General features: G+C 67.1%; 17 protein-coding genes. 5 read left to right on the forward strand and 12 right to left on the reverse strand.

The window, feature by feature from the left end; translation table 11 throughout:
* Positions 1-10: 10 nt before the first annotated feature.
* Genes DK847_RS05475 through DK847_RS05495 form a run of 5 tightly spaced genes read right to left on the reverse strand, consistent with a single transcriptional unit; the run spans position 11 to position 4,896 of the window.
* A complete protein-coding gene (locus DK847_RS05475; RefSeq protein ID WP_111196646.1) occupies positions 11-823 on the reverse strand; it encodes an ABC transporter permease in 813 nt (270 codons plus the stop codon).
* Positions 820-1,686, reverse strand: coding sequence for an ABC transporter permease (locus DK847_RS05480; protein WP_111196648.1), 867 nt, complete (start codon positions 1,684-1,686; stop codon positions 820-822). Before DK847_RS05480 ends, DK847_RS05475 begins: the two co-directional genes overlap by 4 nt.
* Before the next feature lie 3 nt (positions 1,687-1,689).
* On the reverse strand, positions 1,690-2,793 hold the full coding sequence (locus DK847_RS05485; protein ID WP_111196650.1) for an ABC transporter ATP-binding protein: 1,104 nt from the start codon (positions 2,791-2,793) through the stop codon (positions 1,690-1,692).
* A 59-nt stretch (positions 2,794-2,852) separates the two neighbouring features.
* Positions 2,853-4,037, reverse strand: a complete 1,185-nt coding sequence (locus tag DK847_RS05490) for an ABC transporter substrate-binding protein (RefSeq protein ID WP_161957161.1) — start codon at positions 4,035-4,037, stop codon at positions 2,853-2,855.
* Positions 4,038-4,053: 16 nt separating this feature from the next.
* Positions 4,054-4,896 (reverse strand): helix-turn-helix transcriptional regulator, encoded by an 843-nt coding sequence (locus DK847_RS05495; RefSeq protein ID WP_146256054.1) that lies wholly within the window; start codon positions 4,894-4,896, stop codon positions 4,054-4,056.
* A 72-nt stretch (positions 4,897-4,968) separates the two neighbouring features.
* On the opposite strand from DK847_RS05495, the gene adhP reads away from it, so the two are divergent.
* Positions 4,969-6,003 carry an alcohol dehydrogenase AdhP gene (gene adhP / locus DK847_RS05500; RefSeq protein WP_111197270.1) on the forward strand — a complete coding sequence of 345 codons (1,035 nt, stop codon included), beginning with the start codon at positions 4,969-4,971 and terminating at the stop codon, positions 6,001-6,003.
* Between the two features lie 10 nt (positions 6,004-6,013).
* On the opposite strand, the gene DK847_RS05505 is transcribed toward adhP, so the two are convergent.
* Positions 6,014-6,376, reverse strand: a complete 363-nt coding sequence (locus DK847_RS05505; RefSeq protein WP_111196656.1) for a cupin domain-containing protein — start codon at positions 6,374-6,376, stop codon at positions 6,014-6,016.
* 139 nt (positions 6,377-6,515) lie between these two features.
* Here DK847_RS05505 and DK847_RS05510 point away from each other — a divergent pair, with 139 nt between their 5' ends.
* The 3 genes from DK847_RS05510 (at position 6,516) to DK847_RS05520 (ending at position 9,213) form a co-directional block, all read left to right on the forward strand.
* Positions 6,516-7,565, forward strand: coding sequence for a saccharopine dehydrogenase (locus DK847_RS05510; RefSeq protein ID WP_111196658.1), 1,050 nt, complete (start codon positions 6,516-6,518; stop codon positions 7,563-7,565).
* A gap of 11 nt (positions 7,566-7,576) precedes the next feature.
* Positions 7,577-8,719, forward strand: a complete 1,143-nt coding sequence (locus DK847_RS05515; RefSeq protein WP_111196660.1) for a saccharopine dehydrogenase family protein — start codon at positions 7,577-7,579, stop codon at positions 8,717-8,719.
* A gap of 131 nt (positions 8,720-8,850) precedes the next feature.
* Entirely contained in the window at positions 8,851-9,213 is a 363-nt protein-coding gene (locus tag DK847_RS05520; protein WP_111196662.1) for a Rap1a/Tai family immunity protein, read from the forward strand.
* Positions 9,214-9,225: 12 nt separating this feature from the next.
* Here the strand turns inward: DK847_RS05520 and DK847_RS05525 are convergent, their stop codons facing one another.
* Together DK847_RS05525 and DK847_RS05530 are read right to left on the reverse strand one after the other, a co-directional pair.
* Positions 9,226-10,848, reverse strand: coding sequence for an ABC-F family ATP-binding cassette domain-containing protein (locus tag DK847_RS05525; RefSeq protein ID WP_111197272.1), 1,623 nt, complete (start codon positions 10,846-10,848; stop codon positions 9,226-9,228).
* 76 nt (positions 10,849-10,924) lie between these two features.
* Positions 10,925-11,401: a DUF6790 family protein gene (locus DK847_RS05530; RefSeq protein WP_111196664.1), complete on the reverse strand. Its 477-nt coding sequence runs from the start codon at positions 11,399-11,401 to the stop codon at positions 10,925-10,927.
* A 137-nt stretch (positions 11,402-11,538) separates the two neighbouring features.
* Here DK847_RS05530 and DK847_RS05535 point away from each other — a divergent pair, with 137 nt between their 5' ends.
* Complete coding sequence (locus DK847_RS05535) at positions 11,539-12,033, forward strand: VOC family protein (protein WP_111196665.1); 495 nt, start codon at positions 11,539-11,541, stop codon at positions 12,031-12,033.
* Between the two features lie 65 nt (positions 12,034-12,098).
* Here the strand turns inward: DK847_RS05535 and DK847_RS05540 are convergent, their stop codons facing one another.
* From DK847_RS05540 to DK847_RS05555, 4 genes are all read right to left on the reverse strand, one after another.
* Complete coding sequence (locus DK847_RS05540; protein ID WP_111196667.1) at positions 12,099-12,452, reverse strand: hypothetical protein; 354 nt, start codon at positions 12,450-12,452, stop codon at positions 12,099-12,101.
* 102 nt (positions 12,453-12,554) lie between these two features.
* On the reverse strand, positions 12,555-13,325 hold the full coding sequence (locus tag DK847_RS05545; RefSeq protein ID WP_161957162.1) for a FecR family protein: 771 nt from the start codon (positions 13,323-13,325) through the stop codon (positions 12,555-12,557).
* A 60-nt stretch (positions 13,326-13,385) separates the two neighbouring features.
* Complete coding sequence (locus tag DK847_RS05550; RefSeq protein ID WP_161957163.1) at positions 13,386-15,293, reverse strand: CHASE2 domain-containing protein; 1,908 nt, start codon at positions 15,291-15,293, stop codon at positions 13,386-13,388.
* Positions 15,294-15,312: 19 nt separating this feature from the next.
* On the reverse strand, positions 15,313-16,095 hold the full coding sequence (locus DK847_RS05555; protein ID WP_111196674.1) for a hypothetical protein: 783 nt from the start codon (positions 16,093-16,095) through the stop codon (positions 15,313-15,315).
* Positions 16,096-16,111: the final 16 nt, after the last annotated feature.

The following is a 16,111-nucleotide window of genomic DNA, read 5'->3' on the forward strand; positions in this document are numbered from 1 at the left end:
TGTGCGGCCCTCACGCCGTGGCGGCGGCGCGCAGGCGGAAGCGGTTGGCCAGGATGACGAGCAGGATGCCGGGAATGAACACGACGGTGGCAATCGCCGGGTAGAGCGGCGAGGAACCGACCGCGATGCCGGAGAAGATGAAGGTGGGGATCGTCCGCGTCGAGCCCGCCAGGCTGTAGGTGATGTAGAAGTTGCCCCAGCTCAGCAGGAAGGCGAAGATCGCCGCGGAGAAGATGCCGGGCCACAGCAGCGGGATGGTCACGTGGCGATAGACCTCCCAGGTGGTGGCGCCGCAGTCGCGCGCCGCATCCTCCAGCACCGGATCGAAGTTGTAGACCTGCACGGCGACGATCACCATGGCGAAGGGTGCGATATAGACGATGTGGCCGATGATGGCCGTGACGATGCCGGTGTTGAAGCCGAACCAGCGGCCGAGCACCGAGAACCACAGCAGCAGCACGATGCCCAGCAGCAGTTGCGGGAAGGCGAGCGGTGCGCCCGCCAGCCCCTGGAAGGCCAGCTTGCCCTTGAAGCGGTAGCGCACCGCGACGATCGCCGCCATGGTGCCGATGGTGGTGGCCACCAGCGTGGCGATGATGGCGATGAGGGTGGAATTCCACAGCGCGGTGAGCGCCGGGCCCGACTGGAAGAGTGCGCCATACCATTTCAGCGACACGCCCTCGAAGGGCAGCGTGAGGAAGCGGCCCTCCTGGAAGGAGAAAGCGATGAGCGTGAAGATCGGCACGTAGAAGAAGACCAGCACCGCCGCCATCGACCCATAGAGGATGACGTTGGCCAGCGCACTCTCGAAGCGGTGGTTCATGCCCCTGCCCTCCGCATGCCGGCCACACGGCTGAACAGCAGCACGACGAAGATGGCGACGACCATCAGCACCAGGGTGAGCGCGGCACCGAGCGGCCAGTTGACGCGCGTCTCGAAGGTCTGGCGGATCAGCTCCGCCGACATGGGCGACTTGCCGCCGCCCAGCACCTTGGGCTCGAGGAAGACGCCGACGCCGAGCAGGAAGATCAGCACGCTGCCGGCCCAGATGCCGGGGCGCGACAGCGGCAGCGTCACCTCCCAGAAGGCGCGGAACTTGCCTGCGCCTGCATCATAGGCGGCGAGGATGAGCGATCGGTCGATGTTGTCGATCGAGAGATAGATGGTGAAGATGGCGAAGGGCAGGAGATTGTAGACCATGCCCAGCAGTGTGGCCCAGTCGGTGAACAGGAAGGCCACCGTGTCCGGCGGGAAGCCGATGTGCGCGAGGAGATAGTTGGCAGCCCCCTTCTTGTCGAGGAACAGCACCCAGCCGAAGGTCTTGAGCGTTGCATCGGTGATGAAGGCGAAGGTGATGAGCACCTTGATCTCGTTGTCGAGCTTCTTGAAGCGCGTGGCCAGCCCATAGGCGATGGGAAAGGCGATGACGATGCAGATGACGACGCAGGCCACCGCCATGAACAGCGTGTGGCCGAGGATGGTCCAGTAATGCGGCTTCGAAAACACGTCCTTCCAGGTGGCGAGGTTCCACACCCAGGTGAGCTGGAAGCTCTGCGTCTTCTGGAAGGTGAGGATGAAGGTCATCACCAGCGGTGCGAGGAAGCATGTGGTCTGCAGCACCACGCTGGGCAGCGCCTTCACCCAGAGTTCCGGGTCACGCCAGCTGCGGGAGACCTCCATCTCCATGGCTCACGCCTCGCCCGGCTTGAGGACCCAGATGTCCTTCTTCGACCAGCCGAGCCAGACGTCCTCGCCCAGCTGCATGGGAAGATGCGACGTGCCCTGGATCTCGATGGCGAGTTCCTGGCCTCCGGGCGTTCGCGCGCGGTACTGCACCGTGCCGCCCTTGGTGAAGAGCTCCGTCACCGTGGCGGGAAGCTTGCAGTCGACGTGCGCGTCCTTCTCGCAGCGGCGGATGAGCTCGGGCCGGACATTCATCAGGGCGGGCCCCTGCCCGACGTCGGCGGCAACGAGCGATGACGGAAGCGATCCCGCGGCATCGACGATCTCGCTGCTGGCGTAGCTGACCTGATCGCCGCTGCGCGCGCCGATGGTGATCGGCAGCAGGTTGGTCTCGCCGATGAAGCCGGCGACGAAGGGGTCTGCCGGGCGGTAATAGATGTCGGACGGTTCGCCGAGCTGCAGGATCTTGCCCGAGCGCATGACGCAGATGCGGTCGGCCAGCATCATCGCCTCTTCCAGGTCATGCGTCACATGCACGAAGGTGACACCGACGGAGCGGTGCAGCCGCTTCAGCTCCGCCTGCAGCACCTTCTTGAGCTTGACGTCGAGGGCCGAGAGCGGCTCGTCGAGGAGCAGCAGCTTGGGGGACGAGATCATCGAGCGCGCCAGCGCCACGCGCTGCTGCTCGCCGCCTGACAGTGCACGCGGATAGCGCGTGAGATATTCGGGCTTCAACTCCATCAGGCGGATCATCTCGTCCACGTGGCCGGCAATCACCTTGGGATCGACCTTGCGGAGCTTCAGCGGGAAGCCGATGTTCTGCGCCACCGTCATGTGCGGGAACAGCGCCAGCTTCTGGAACACCATGGAGGTGGGCCGAAGTGCTGCGGGAACCCCCGCCATGTCATTGCCCTCGATGCGGATCGTCCCCGAGGTCGTGTCCTCGAAGCCCGCGACCTGCTTCAGAAGCGTGGTCTTGCCGCAGCCCGAGGGGCCGACGAGGGCGATGAACTCGCCCTGCCTGACATCGAGCGACACGCCCTTCAGCGCCGGATAGCTGCCATAGGACTTGTGGACGTCGGTGATCGAGAGGATGGGTGCGGCGGTCATGTGGTCTCTGGAAACAATGAGGGCCGGGCATGCAGCGGCACGCCCGGCCCGTCAAGGCGTCATTGCGCGGCGGCGAGCTCTTCCTGCCAGATCGCCAGCATCTCGTCGATGTTGGGCGCGATGCGGTGCATCTGGGAATTGTCGTAGGCCGTCCACATGTAGTCCATCTGGAGAATGTCCTTCTCCTCCGGCGTGAAGGCGGATTCGACGGCCTTGTTGGTGACGACGTTGCAGGTGGAATCGAGCAGCGCCAGGATGTGCGCGGCATCCTTGGAAACGACGTGCTTGAGGAGCTTCTGCGAGAGTTCCGGCTGGTCCGTCTCCTTCAGCACCGCGGTGGCCTCGACCCAGATGATGCCCTGCTTCAGCCCGTTCTTCGGCTCCGGCACCACGGCCATGATGTTCTTGTGGCCCTGCTTGCGGACAGCCGAGGTGAGGTAGGAGCCGGCACCGATGCAGCCCAGCAGCGAGCCGTCGAGCAGGCCCTTCTGCGCCTGGGTGAGATCGCCCACCAGCGTGCGGGTGTTCTTGAACATGGCGCGCAGCACCTTGCGCACCTCCTCGAGCTGCTTCTCGTCCAGCGGCTCGTAGGGGTTGATGCCGGCATGGAGCGCCATGGGCAGGATCGGCCAGTCGCCCCAGTCCATGACGCAGATCTTGTCCTTGTTGGCGGGGTCGAAGACCGGGTCATAGGTCTTCCACACCTCGGGCTTGGTGACGTCGGTGTTGAGGCAGGGGCCGACCCAGCCCCAGCGCGTGGCCACACCGATGGTCTTGCCCTCGTTCATCAGGGGTTCGAAGGGCGGTTTGAACTGGTCGTAGAAGTCGGCGTAGACGTCCTTGTAGTCGTCCGGGTTCAGCTCGAGCGCCAGGCCCGCCGGGCCCATGCGGGTGATCCACGGCATGTCGCTCGACACGAGGTCGACCTCGCGCGAGGCGCCAGCCTGCAGCTTGGCGAAGCCGCCGGGGCTGTCGACGATCAGGTCGAAGCTGATCTCGGTGTCGTTCGCCTTGTTGAAGGGGTCGATGATGCGCGGGTCGTTGTAGCCTTCCCAGCACATGTAGGTCATCTGGGTCGCCGCCTGCGCCTGGCGGGTGTTCATCTTGCCCAGCATGGCGACGCCTGCCGCACCGGCCATGCCCTTGAGCAGGCGGCGGCGGTTCATGCCGGCCTCGTCAAGGCCCATCGCACGGATCTGGCGCTGATAGTATTGGGGCAGGTCGCTGTACCAGTTCTTCGACATGGGATTCTTCCTCCGGTTATCGTGATTTGCGGCGATGCTGTGGGATTTGCGGGGCTTCGGCCATATCCCTCGGGGAATAGGCATCGGGCGGGTGGCCGAGAAAGGCGGCGAAGAGCTCCGCCTGGGTGGAGACCTTCAGCTTGCGGTAGATGTTCTTGCGGTGGATCTTCACCGTGCCGGGGCTGATGCCCAGCTGCATGGCGATCGACTCGGTCGAATGGCCGCGCAGCACCATGGTGATGATCTCGCGTTCACGCAGCGTCAGGCTTGCGAGGCTGGGCTGCGCCGTCCTCGGCTGCGGCGGCTCGCGCCTGGCGTGCAGGTTGGACCAGTGCGCCGCGCACAGGGCCCCGATTGCAGGTTCCAGCGCGCGCAGCAGGTCGAGATCGGCCCGGGTGATGGGCGGGGAGCTGTCCCAGCGCCCGAAGGAGGTGACGCCGGTGAGGCCGCCGCCGATGTCGAAGAACACGCCGATCTCCTCGCCGATGCCGGTGCGGCCGTAATGGATGCGGAAATACTCGCTGCGGCGGAAATGGTCGGGCGCGATGTCGTGGAGCCGGTAGCAGCCGGTGCGGCGGCCCTCCTCGACGAGGCGGAAGAACGGATCGAGCAGGAACGGCCCATCGGCATAATCCTCGGCGATGATGCCGTGGCGCTGCGCATCCAGCGTGTCGGCCAGGGTCAGGGGGCGGGCCGTGCCGGCATAGGCGAAGACCATGACGAAGTCGAAATCGACGAGGCGCTTGACGCTGGCCAGGAGCGCCGGAACGAAGGACGGCCCCCGCTGTGCGGCGGCAATGTCGGCGACAGCACGGCTCCATTGCTCGAGCAGGCGCAGCTTGGGGGTGGTGGGGGTCATCATCCTTTGGGGATATGGCCACATCCCGCAGCCGAAATCTATCCTCGCTCCAATTGCAAGCGAGGGATGACCATGACGCAGACGATGAAGGCCGCCGTTCTCCATGAACTGAGGACACCGCTCAAGATCGAGCGCGTACCGGTGCCGGAGCCCGGCCATGGCGACCTGCTCATCAAGGTGACGGCCTGCGGCGTGTGCCACAGCGACCTCCACGCGGTGGACGGCGACTGGACGCCCTTGCCGGTGATCCCGCTGATCCCCGGCCACGAGGTGGCGGGCAAGGTGGCCAAGGTGGGCCCCGGCGTCACCGGCTTCAAGGTCGGCGACGAGGTGGGCGTGCCGTGGATGTATTCCTCCTGCGGCCAGTGCGAATTCTGCCTCGCGGGCATGGAGACGATCTGCAAGTCGGCCGAGGCCACGGGCTATACGAAGCCCGGCGGCTATGCCGAATACCTGGTGGCGCCTGCGGCCTATGTCGGCCGGCTTCCCGAGGGCACCGACCCCTATGCCATGGCGCCCATCCTCTGCGCCGGCGTCACCACCTATCGCGGGCTGAAGCGCACCGGTGCCAGGCCCGGACAGTGGGTGGCGGTCGTCGGCATCGGCGGGCTTGGCCACATCGCCATCCAGTATGCCCGCGCCATGGGGCTCCGCGTCGCGGCCGTCGACGTCTCGAAGGAGAAGCTCGATCTGGCGACGTCGCTGGGGGCCGAAATCGTGGTGAACGGGGCGGAGACCGATCCTGCCGCCGCCATACAGGAGCAGATCGGCGGCACCCATGCGGCGGTGGTCACGGCGGTTGCCGCCAAGGCCTTCGAGCAGGCGGTGCTGATGCTGAGGCCGGGCGGCACGGTGGCCTATATCGGCCTTCCGGGCGGCAAGTCGGACGAGATCCGCGCCTCGATCTCGGCCATCACCAACTGGGAGCTTTCGGTTAGGGGTTCCAACGTCGGCACCAGGCAGGACCTGAACGAGGCCATCGCCTTCGCCGCCAACGGCCTCGTCAAGGCGACGATCCGCACGGCGGAGCTCGAGGAGATCAACGCCGTGTTCGAGGAGATGCGCAAGGGCCGGATCGTCGGCCGCGTGGTGCTGAAGATGGCGTGAGGTGCCGGCCTCAGGACGCCTTCTCGTACTTGATGAGGTAAAGCTTGCGGGTGGTCTCGTGCAGGGTCCACTCGCCCTTCCAGCCGATGGGCAACACCAGCATCTCGCCGGGGCCGACGTCACGCGTGCGGCCGTCCTCGTCATGCAGCGTCACGCGGCCCGAGACGATGTGGCAGATTTCGGAATTGGTGTCGCGCCGCGCGGTGAAGCGGCCAGGGGTGCATTCCCACACGCCAACCTCGGCCAGCCCGTCAGGCGAGGTCCAGAGCGTCAGCGCTGCCTCCACCTGGTTGCCGGCGACCGAGGTGGGCTTGGGGGCAGGCGCGCCCAGGTCGAGGCTGGCGAGATGGGCGAAGGTCTGGAAGGGGATCATGCGCGGGGCTCCTGTGGCTGGGGCCGCTTATGCCGCAAGCGGCGCGCCCTTTCCACCGGCTGTTGAGGGCGCCGAGACGGCTCTGGAACCGCACCCGCATTTGCGCCATACACGCTGGGTTTTTCCGAAGGTGCAGTGAATGACACATCTGTGGGTCAGGGCCGAGCAGCGGCCGAACGAGGAACGCGTGGGGCTGACGCCCGAGGGGGCGGCGGCGCTCGTCAGGGCGGGGATCACGGTCACCGTCGAGGAAAGCTCGGTCAGGGCCATTCCGATCGACGGATACAAGGCGGCGGGCTGCGCCATTGCGCCCGAGAACCTGTGGCCCCAGGCGCCGGCCGACGCCATCATCTTCGGGCTGAAGGAACTGCCGGAAGACGGCACACCCCTCACCCACCGCCACATCATGTTCGGCCATGCCTACAAGGGCCAGCCGGCAGGGCAGGTGCTGCTGAAGCGCTTCAAGGCGGGCGGCGGCACGCTCTATGACCTCGAATACCTCGTCGACGAGACCGGCCGCCGCGTTGCCGCCTTCGGCTACTGGGCGGGCTTTGCGGGGGCCGCGATCTCGCTCAAGGCCTGGGCGGCGCAGCAGAAGGGCTTCCTGTGCGGGCCGGTCGAGAAATACCCGAGCAGGCAGGCACTGCTCGACGCGCTGAAGGCGGAGCTGCCCACGGGGCAGCGGCCACGCGCCATCATCATCGGGGCGCTGGGACGCGTCGGTACGGGGGCAGCGGACCTGTGCGGCGCGATGGATGTGCCGGTCACCCGGTGGGACATGGCGGAGACGGCCTCGGGCGGTCCCTTCCCCGAGATCCTGGCGCACGAGATCTTCCTCAACTGCATCCTGGCGCGGCCGGGCTGCCCGGTCTTCGTGCCGGAGGAGGCCAAGCGCGCCCAGCGGGCCCTCACCGTGATCGGCGACATCGCCTGCGACCCGACCTCCGACTTCTCGCCCATCAAGGTCTATACCCAAGCCACAGACTGGCTGCTGCCGGCGCTGCGCGTGTGGGACTCGCCGCCGCTCGACGTGATGGCGATCGACAACCTGCCCTCGCTGCTGCCCGTGGAGAGCAGCGAGGATTATGCCAGGCAGCTGCTGCCTTCGCTGCTGACGCTCGGCGACATCACCGCCGGCGTCTGGGGCCGGGCCTTCACCGAATTCACCCGCCACACGGCGACACTCTGACGGAGACGGACATGACGACGATTCACTGGTGCGGCACGGGCCTTTCCTCCGGCCCCGGCTTGCGGCGGCTGCTGGAAAACGGCCACAAGGTGGTGGTGTGGAACCGCACCGTCTCCAAGGCGCAGGAGGTGGTGGGCGACCTGACGAAGGACGTGCGCCCCTACTCCCTCGAGGCGCTGACGGCCGCGCTCGAACCGGGCGACATCGCCATTTCCATGCTGCCCGCCGACCAGCATGTGGCGATCGCCAAGGCGTGCCTCGCCAGGAACGCGAACTTCGTTTCCTCCTCCTACATCGCGCCGGAGATGCGGGCGCTGGACGCGGAGTTCAAGGCGAAGGGCCTCGTGTCGGTGAACGAGGTGGGCCTCGACCCCGGCATCGACCACCTGATGGCACATGACCTGGTGGCGCGCTACCGCGCATCGCCCGCCTACCACGCCGACAACGTGCTGAGCTTCACCTCCTATTGCGGCGGCGTGCCGAAGATCGCCAACCCGTTCAAATACAAGTTCAGCTGGGCGCCGGTGGGCGTGCTGAAGGCGCTGCGCTCGCCGTCCCGCAGCCTGCGCGACTTCAAGGAACTGAAGGTCGACCGGCCGTGGAACGCCATCACCAGCTATGACGCGCCGCTGCCCAGCCCTGAAAGCTTCGAGGTCTATCCCAACCGCGACAGCTATCCCTTCATGGAGGACTATCGCTTTGACAAGGCCTGGAAGGTGAAGGACTTCGTGCGCGGCACGATTCGCCTCAATGGCTGGTCACAGGCCTGGGACCCGGTGTTCAGGGAGATCGAGACGCTGTCCGGCCCCGCGGGCGACGCGCGGCTGGCCGAGATGGCGAATGAATTCCTGAAGGAAAACGCCTACCAGCCGGGCGAGCCCGACCGGGTGATCCTGTTCGTGTCGCTGAAGGCCGAGCGCGACGGCAAGGCAGTGTGGCACGAGACCTGGGCGATGGATGCCTGGGGCGACGAGCGCGGCACCGCCATGGGCCGCCTCGTGTCGATGCCGGTGTCCTTCGCGGTGGAATCGGTGCTGAACAAGGAATTCGCCCCCGGCGTTCACGCGGCGCCGGCCGACCCCAAGATCCTCGCGAAATGGCTCGGCCAGGTTCAGGGACTGGCGCAATACATGCAGAGGTTGAACATGGCGTGACGGCAGCCACGCCGGCGCCGTAACTTACCCTGATGCACCGAATTACTTGAGTAAGCCCGGCATGACCCGTGTATAGTGCTGCACGCCTGCCGCCGAAGGCGCGGCCTTGCATGCATCTGGAGCATGGTGAAATGATCCGCACGTCACGCCTGCTGTCTGCCGCCCTTTTCGCCCTCGCTGGGCTTGCGCCCCTGCCGGCCTCCGCCGGCACGGTGACGGGCCAGCAGCTTCTGTCGCTGTGCACCGCCAACATGTGGGGCAAGGGCCACGCCACCGAGGCGGCGGAATGCATGGGCTATGTGATCGGCGTGTCCGACACCTTCAACTGCATCGAGAGTGACCATGGCTTCACCTGGGACAGCGGGCGCGGCGTGAGCCAGCCCGCCATGGTGGCCTCAGTGGTGCAGTGGCTGCAGAACCACCCCGAGGCGCTGCAGTTCGAGGCCCACCGGGTGGTGGGTGCGGCCCTTCAGGCCGCCTTTCCCTGCAAATAGCGGGCTGATCCGTCAGCCGTGAAGGCCGGGCGCCTCGTGCCCGGTGCTGGCAACGTATTCGGTGTAGCCGCCGCCATACTGGTGGATGCCTTCGGGCGTGAGTTCGAGCACGCGGTTGGACAGCGCGGCGAGGAAGTGCCTGTCATGCGACACGAAGAGCATGGTGCCCTCGTAATCCGCCAGCGCCTTGATGAGCATTTCCTTGGTGAGCAGGTCGAGGTGGTTGGTGGGCTCGTCCAGCACCAGGAAATTGGGCGGATCATAGAGCATGCGCGCCATGACGAGGCGCGCCTTCTCGCCGCCTGAGAGCACGCGGCACTTCTTCTCGACATCATCACCCGAGAAGCCGAAGCAGCCGGCGAGTGCGCGCAGCGAGCCCTGCCCCGCCTGCGGGAAGGCATGTTCGAGCGACTGGAACACCGTGTGCTCGCCGTCGATCAGTTCCATGGCGTGCTGCGCGAAATAGCCGAGCTTGACGCTGCCGCCCATGGTGACGCGGCCCTCGTCCGGCTCGGTGGTGCCGGTGACGAGTTTCAGGAGCGTCGACTTGCCCGCGCCGTTGACGCCCATCACGCACCAGCGCTCGCGGCGGCGGACCTGGAAATCGAGGCCCTCATAGATGCTGCGGCTGCCATAGCGCTTGGCGACGCCCTTGAGCGAGACCACGTCCTCGCCCGAGCGCGGTGCGGCGGGGAAGTCGAACAGCACGGTCTGGCGGCGGCGCGGCGGTTCCACCCGGTCGATCTTTTCAAGCTTCTTCACCCGGCTCTGCACCTGGGCGGCATGCGAGGCGCGGGCCTTGAAGCGCTCGATGAATTTCAGCTCCTTGGCCAGCATGGACTGCTGGCGCTCGAACTGCGCCTGCTGCTGGCGCTCGTTCATGGCGCGCTGCTGCTCGTAGAATTCGTAATCGCCGGAATAGGTGTTGAGCTCGCCGCCGTCGATCTCGACGATCTTGGAGACGATGCGGTTCATGAACTCACGGTCGTGCGAGGTCATCATCAGCATGCCGTCAAAATCCTTGAGGAACTGCTCGAGCCAGATCAGGCTTTCGAGATCGAGGTGGTTCGACGGCTCGTCGAGCAGCATCGCGTCCGGCTTCATCAGCAGGATGCGGGCCAGCGCCACGCGCATCTTCCAGCCGCCGGAGAGATTGCCGACGTCGCCGTCCATCATGTCCTGGCTGAAGCTCAGGCCCGCCAGCACCTCGCGCGCCCGGCTCTCGAGCGCATAGCCGCCGAGCTCCTCGTAACGCGCCTGCACCTCGCCATAGCGCTCGATGAGTTCATCCATCTCGTCGGCACGGTCCGGATCGCCCATCGCGGCTTCCAGTTCCTTGAGCTCACCCGCCACGGCGCTGACGGGCCCGGCGCCATCCATCACCTCCGCCACCGCGCTGCGGCCCGCCATCTCGCCCACGTCCTGGCTGAAATAGCCGATCGAGATGCCGCGGTCGGTGGAGACCTGGCCCTCGTCGGGCTCCTCCTGCCCGGTGATCATGCGGAACAGCGTGGTCTTGCCGGCACCATTGGGGCCGACGAGGCCCACCTTCTCGCCGCGGTGGAGGGCGGCGGAGGCCTCGATGAAGAGAATCTGGTGGCCGTTCTGCTTGGAGATGTTGTCGATGCGAATCATGGAGCCTGGAGGACCTGCGAAACCGGTGTTGCGGCAGGCCATAAGCCATGTGGCCTGCCCACGGAAGGGCAGGAATTCAGGCCTTGCGGGTGGCGGCGCGGAGCAGGACGGGAAGCAGGACCATTTCGGCGATGGTGATGACGAGGAGCAGGCCGAAATTGTTCGGCGCGAAATTGCCGCCCAGCGACTCCCGCACATGGCCCACCGCGACGCCGAAGTTGAACAGCACGATATAGAGAACCACCGCCGCCTTGAACGGCAGGGCCCGCCAGAACGAGACGATGCCCGCAATGCCGATCGCCGCATCGGCCACACCGATCTCGAACTGGAAGGGGCTGGGCTGCCAGCCGATCGACTGCGCCGCGATGGCGGGGAAGGTGATGTGGAAGAAGCCGGCCCACACGCCGCCGATGCCGACGGGCAGCAGCAGCATCCAGTCCAGCAGGCGGGCCGCAAGGGACCGCCCGTCATGGCGCAGCAGGGCCAGCAGAATGGCCAGCGCAAAACAGACGGCCGGGATGTTGGAGAGAATATAGGAGATCACTGCGGCCATGGCACCTTCCCTGCTGCCTGCCCAGCTTAGGCGATGGCGCGGCAAGGACAAGCAACCTGCTGTTGGCGCACTTGCGTTGCCGTCATCGCGGACTAAGCTTGCACCCGGGCCGGCGCCCATGACGAGCAGGAGTCATCATGACGCAAGCCAAGAACACGATCTGCCTGTGGTTCGACAGGGACGCCGAGGCGGCGGCCAGATTCTATGCGGCGACCTTTCCCGGCAGTTCGGTCGACGGGGTGTTCCGCGCGCCGTCCGACTTTCCCTCGGGCAAGGCGGGTGACGTGCTGACGGTGACCTTCACCGTGGCGGGCATTCCTTGCCTCGGCCTCAATGGCGGGCCGGCCTTCACGCAATCGGAGGCCTTCTCCTTCCAGATCGCCACCGACAGCCAGGAAGAGACCGACCGTTACTGGAACGCCATCGTCGGCAATGGCGGGCAGGAAAGCGCCTGTGGCTGGTGCAAGGACCGCTGGGGCGTGTCCTGGCAGATCACGCCGCGCGTGCTGACCGATGCGCTGGCGGCTGGCGGTGCCGAAGCGCGCGCCGCCTTCGACGCGATGATGGAGATGCGCAAGATCGACGTGGCGGCAATCGAAGCCGCGGTTGCGGCGGCGCGGCGCGGCCGCTGAGCCATGCCGGCCCGAAACGGCAGGCGGCCCCGGCACGTGCCGGGGCCGCCATGGCGAAGCCCTGATCAGAGCGGCGTGACGCCGGTGATGTTGCCCGCGGCGTTGACGCGCACCTTGTACTTGCTGCCGCCCTGCCAGGCGATGAAGCGGTAGCTGGGCGCCGAGCAGTCGATGGCCTTGACCTTGTAGAAGCCGCTGCCCTTGACGATGCTGCGCGCCTGGGCGCAGCTGACGCCGTAGTAGGGCTCGTAATAGGCACCGGGAACATAGACCCCGCCATAGCCATAGCCGGGGTAGAAGCCGCCGACACCGATGCCGATGCCGACACCGACATTGACCTTGGCTTCGGCCGGCGCGGCCAGCGCCACACCAAGGGAAGCAAGCACGGCAAGAATGGCAATCCTGGACTTGTTGAGCATTGGGTGGTTCCTCCGTTTCAATGAGGACACCCTAACCCCGCGCCGGACCGGCTGCTGTGGCCTGCATCACAGGCCGGTGCAGGAGTGCGTTTTTTGTGCGGGCTACTGGTTATCCCGCCCGTCCCGCTGGCGTTCGGGGAAATTGAACTCCGGCGAGGGCGTGGGCTGCTGGAAGCCGTTGTTGCGCAACGGCGGCGCAAGACCCGCACAGGAGGCTCCGGCAAGGAAGCCGCGCGGCACGCGCACCGTGCCCGCGAGGAAGGGGAAGGCCTCGGCGGCGGGAACGCCCAGCCCGAGGTTGCGGGTGATGCCGCGGGGCTTGGTGACCGCGCCGCCCGGCCGGGCGATGATGACCTCGCAGCGCCGTGTCAGCGTCTGGCAGCCCGATGCGCCGCAGAAGCGGGCCTGGCCATTGAGCAGGGTGACGGCGGTGACGCCGTTGCGGCCGACATAGATGTCGAAGGCCGTGCCGCGCACCCCGAGCGTGCCCGAGGGCGTCCTGATCTTGTAGGCGGAGTGATCCGACTTGCCGCTGATCCAGCGCAGCGTGCCCTTGGTGGCGCCGATGGCGAGCCGCTTCGCGGTGCTGCCGCCGGCATAGACATACCGGTCGATGACCACCGTGGAATTGGGGCCGATCGCCAGCTTGGTGCCGTCATCGAAGCGGAAGCCGCCCACGCCCGAGGCGTTGGTGCGGATGCGCTCGTCGCGGTGGATCGCGCCGCCCCGGGCAATCTCGCCATCCTGGCCGGTGACGCGCAGGGTGACCTCCACCGCCTCGCCCACCTTGACGGCGGCCGAGGCCGGCAGGCTCAAGGCCGCCGCGGAGAGGAGACCGAGGATAAGCTTGCGGGAAAGAGCGGGAGTCGCCATGCCGTCACACCCCATTGAGCGCTGCCTGTCGGCAAATCTAGGCACAAGCGTCGCCGGCCTTCAAGAGAGATCGTTTTCAGCCGCGCGGCCGACGAGGTAGAACACCTCGTCCACATGGCTCTTGCCGCGCAGGTGGACCTCGCCGGCGAGCGCCGTGCGGAACTGCGGCAGGAGCTGCGCCGTGGCGCCGGACACGAGGATGTCGGTGGCGAAATCCTTGCAGGCCGCCTCGATGCGGGCGGCGGTGTTCACCGTGTCGCCCACGGCGGAATAGTTGAGGCGGCTCTGGGTGCCGAGATTGCCGACACAGGCGAGCCCGGTGTGGATGCCGATGCCGATCCGCACGTGCCGGCCCTTCGGCAGGCCGAAGGCGCCTTGCTCGTTCAGCCGGCGCAGCGCCTGGCGCATGCGCAGCGCCGCCTCCGCCGCCTTGGCGGCATGATCGCCCACGTCGAGCGGTGCGTTCCAGAAGGCCATCAGACTGTCGCCGATATATTTGTCGAGGGTGCCGTCCATCTCCATCACCGGGACGCTCAGGGCGCCATGCACGGTATTGAGGAAGCGGATCGTCTCCTGCGGGGTCAGGCTCTCGCTCAGGGAGGTGAAGCCGCGCACGTCCATGAACAGCACGGTGATCTCGCGGTTGACGCCGCCGAGCTTCAGCGCCTCCGGGCTCTGCTCGATGCGCGCCAGCAGGGCGGGCGAGACATAGCGGCCAAAGGCCTGGCGGATGTAGCGGCGCTGGCGCTCGATGACGATGTACCAGAAGGCGGTGGTGGCGAAGACCGTGAGCAGCGCGCCGCCCATCGGCGAGACGGGATCGATGAGCAGGCCCCGGGCGGCGAACAGCCACCAGCACAGCCCGGCGATGAGCACCATGGCGGCACCCGCGGCGACGAGGCCCGCCAGCGGCCCGATGAAGCTGGCGATGGCGACCAGCAGCAGCGAGAGCGCGGCAATGGCCAGCACCTCCGCCCCGTCGACCCAGGCCGGGCGGTTGAGGAACTGGCCCGCCATGATCTGGCTGATGAGCTGGGCATGGATCTTGACGCCCGGCACCGCCTCGCCCAGCGGCGTCACGCGGATGTCCTGCAGGCCCGCGGCGGAGACGCCGACGAGCACGATGGCGCCCTGGATCTTCGCAGGATCCGCCCGGCCTGACAGCACGTCAGCGGCGGAGACCGTGGGCGTCGAGGCCTCCGGCGCGGCATAGAAGCGGATCTGGCCCCTTTCATCCGTCGGCGCGGTGAAGTCGGCAACGCGCAGCGACTGCATGGCACCGGGCAGCAGCGGATCGCCCTCGACCACATAGGTCGAGGCCCCCGCCCCCAGCCGCAATGCCTCGAGCAGGAAGGCGGGATAGAGATTGCCGCCATTGGAGAGAAGCAGCGGCACCTCGCGCACCGTGGTGCCCGCCTGGTGGCCGCTGAGCGTGATGTGGCCGAGGCCCGCGGCGGCCGCCGTCAGCTGCGGCAAGGGCAGGATGGCGGACTGGAGCCTCGTCACCCCGCTCGCCACCTCCTCGCCCGACACCGCAAAGCCCGCCTTGACGGGGGGAAGCGCTCCCCCGCCCGGCGCATCGGTGAAGGCGAGCGCCACGGGCCGCTCCGCAATGGCCGCGGCGAGATCCGCATCACCATCGCGCTGCGCAGATGTCAGGCGGTCCGGCTCGGCGAAGAGAATGTCGAAGCCCACAGAGGCCGCGCCCATGTCGAGCAGGCGGTGCGCGAGACTGGCCATGGTGGCGCGCGGCCAGGGCCACTGTCCCTGCGACTGCAGGGCCGCCTCGTCGATGGCGACCACGGTGACCGGCGTCTCCACCGCGGCGCGCGGCTGCAGGCGCTGGTAGATGTCGAGGGAGGCCGCGCGCAGCTCCTGCATGGGCTGCGGATCGAGCCAGCGCAGCAGGGTGAGGAGTGCCGCGATCAGGACACCGAGTAGGAAGCCGCCGCGCCGTGCCTTCTTCATCGGAGGCCCGGCTCCTGCCTCAATACATCGACTTGATGTCGGCCAGTTCGCGGGCGAGGCCTGCCTCGTCATGGGCTTCGATGAAGCGGGCGATGGCGGGCAGGCGCGGGCCGATCAGGGCGCCGGTGACGGTGAAGAACTCGTCCTCGTCGATCGCCTCGGCGGGCTTGCCCTCCTCGGCGAACAGCAGGGCCACGCAGGCGATCGAGAACACGGCAACGTTGGGCTCTACCTGGGCGAAGAAGCGGTTCTTCTCCGTCACCTTGCCGATGCGCGCCACCGGCCCCTGTTCCACCAGCGCGATGAGGATGCGGGCCATCATGGCGCTGTCCGAGACCGATTCATCGAGGCGCGGCGCGAGGCTGCGGCGCGCGGCATCCACCCGGTGCTCGAGGATCAGCCAGGGCGGCGCGGAATAGCGACCGGCAACGTGGATGGCGGCGCGGTAGAAATAGGCATTGAAGGTGGGGTTGTGGGTGAGGCTGTCGTTGCGGATGTCGCGGGCGACCGCGTGCATCAGCCCGGGCGTGAAAGGCGAGGGCAGCTTGCGCCAGGAGGGCAGGAACAACGAGATCGAGAGATCGGCCCCGCAGCTCATCAGCCCATCGACCAGGCGCGCACCGCGGGCGACGACACGCGACAGGAAGGGCACGCGGGCGGGTTCGCCCTTGCCGAAACGGTCGGCATTGGCAAGGTCGCGGATGTAATACTGCGCGGCGCGCAACCCATCGCGCACCCCTGCGGCGGCGCAGGTGGCATGGGCGGCAAAGGGCACGTTTTCAGCACGGGATGCAGTGGTCATGCCCCCATTTGACCCC

The organism is Aestuariivirga litoralis, assembly GCF_003234965.1.
In the GTDB taxonomy this organism is placed as follows: domain Bacteria; phylum Pseudomonadota; class Alphaproteobacteria; order Rhizobiales; family Aestuariivirgaceae; genus Aestuariivirga; species Aestuariivirga litoralis.

Coding starts and splice junctions, on each gene's coding strand:
- DK847_RS05475 (WP_111196646.1), bottom strand. CDS start 823: ATGAACCACCGCTTCGAGAGTGCGCTGGCCAACGTCATCCTCTATGGG.
- DK847_RS05480 (WP_111196648.1), bottom strand. CDS start 1,686: ATGGAGATGGAGGTCTCCCGCAGCTGGCGTGACCCGGAACTCTGGGTG.
- DK847_RS05485 (WP_111196650.1), bottom strand. CDS start 2,793: ATGACCGCCGCACCCATCCTCTCGATCACCGACGTCCACAAGTCCTAT.
- DK847_RS05490 (WP_161957161.1), bottom strand. CDS start 4,037: ATGTCGAAGAACTGGTACAGCGACCTGCCCCAATACTATCAGCGCCAG.
- DK847_RS05495 (WP_146256054.1), bottom strand. CDS start 4,896: ATGACCCCCACCACCCCCAAGCTGCGCCTGCTCGAGCAATGGAGCCGT.
- adhP (WP_111197270.1), top strand. CDS start 4,969: ATGACGCAGACGATGAAGGCCGCCGTTCTCCATGAACTGAGGACACCG.
- DK847_RS05505 (WP_111196656.1), bottom strand. CDS start 6,376: ATGATCCCCTTCCAGACCTTCGCCCATCTCGCCAGCCTCGACCTGGGC.
- DK847_RS05510 (WP_111196658.1), top strand. CDS start 6,516: ATGACACATCTGTGGGTCAGGGCCGAGCAGCGGCCGAACGAGGAACGC.
- DK847_RS05515 (WP_111196660.1), top strand. CDS start 7,577: ATGACGACGATTCACTGGTGCGGCACGGGCCTTTCCTCCGGCCCCGGC.
- DK847_RS05520 (WP_111196662.1), top strand. CDS start 8,851: ATGATCCGCACGTCACGCCTGCTGTCTGCCGCCCTTTTCGCCCTCGCT.
- DK847_RS05525 (WP_111197272.1), bottom strand. CDS start 10,848: ATGATTCGCATCGACAACATCTCCAAGCAGAACGGCCACCAGATTCTC.
- DK847_RS05530 (WP_111196664.1), bottom strand. CDS start 11,401: ATGGCCGCAGTGATCTCCTATATTCTCTCCAACATCCCGGCCGTCTGT.
- DK847_RS05535 (WP_111196665.1), top strand. CDS start 11,539: ATGACGCAAGCCAAGAACACGATCTGCCTGTGGTTCGACAGGGACGCC.
- DK847_RS05540 (WP_111196667.1), bottom strand. CDS start 12,452: ATGCTCAACAAGTCCAGGATTGCCATTCTTGCCGTGCTTGCTTCCCTT.
- DK847_RS05545 (WP_161957162.1), bottom strand. CDS start 13,325: ATGGCGACTCCCGCTCTTTCCCGCAAGCTTATCCTCGGTCTCCTCTCC.
- DK847_RS05550 (WP_161957163.1), bottom strand. CDS start 15,293: ATGAAGAAGGCACGGCGCGGCGGCTTCCTACTCGGTGTCCTGATCGCG.
- DK847_RS05555 (WP_111196674.1), bottom strand. CDS start 16,095: ATGACCACTGCATCCCGTGCTGAAAACGTGCCCTTTGCCGCCCATGCC.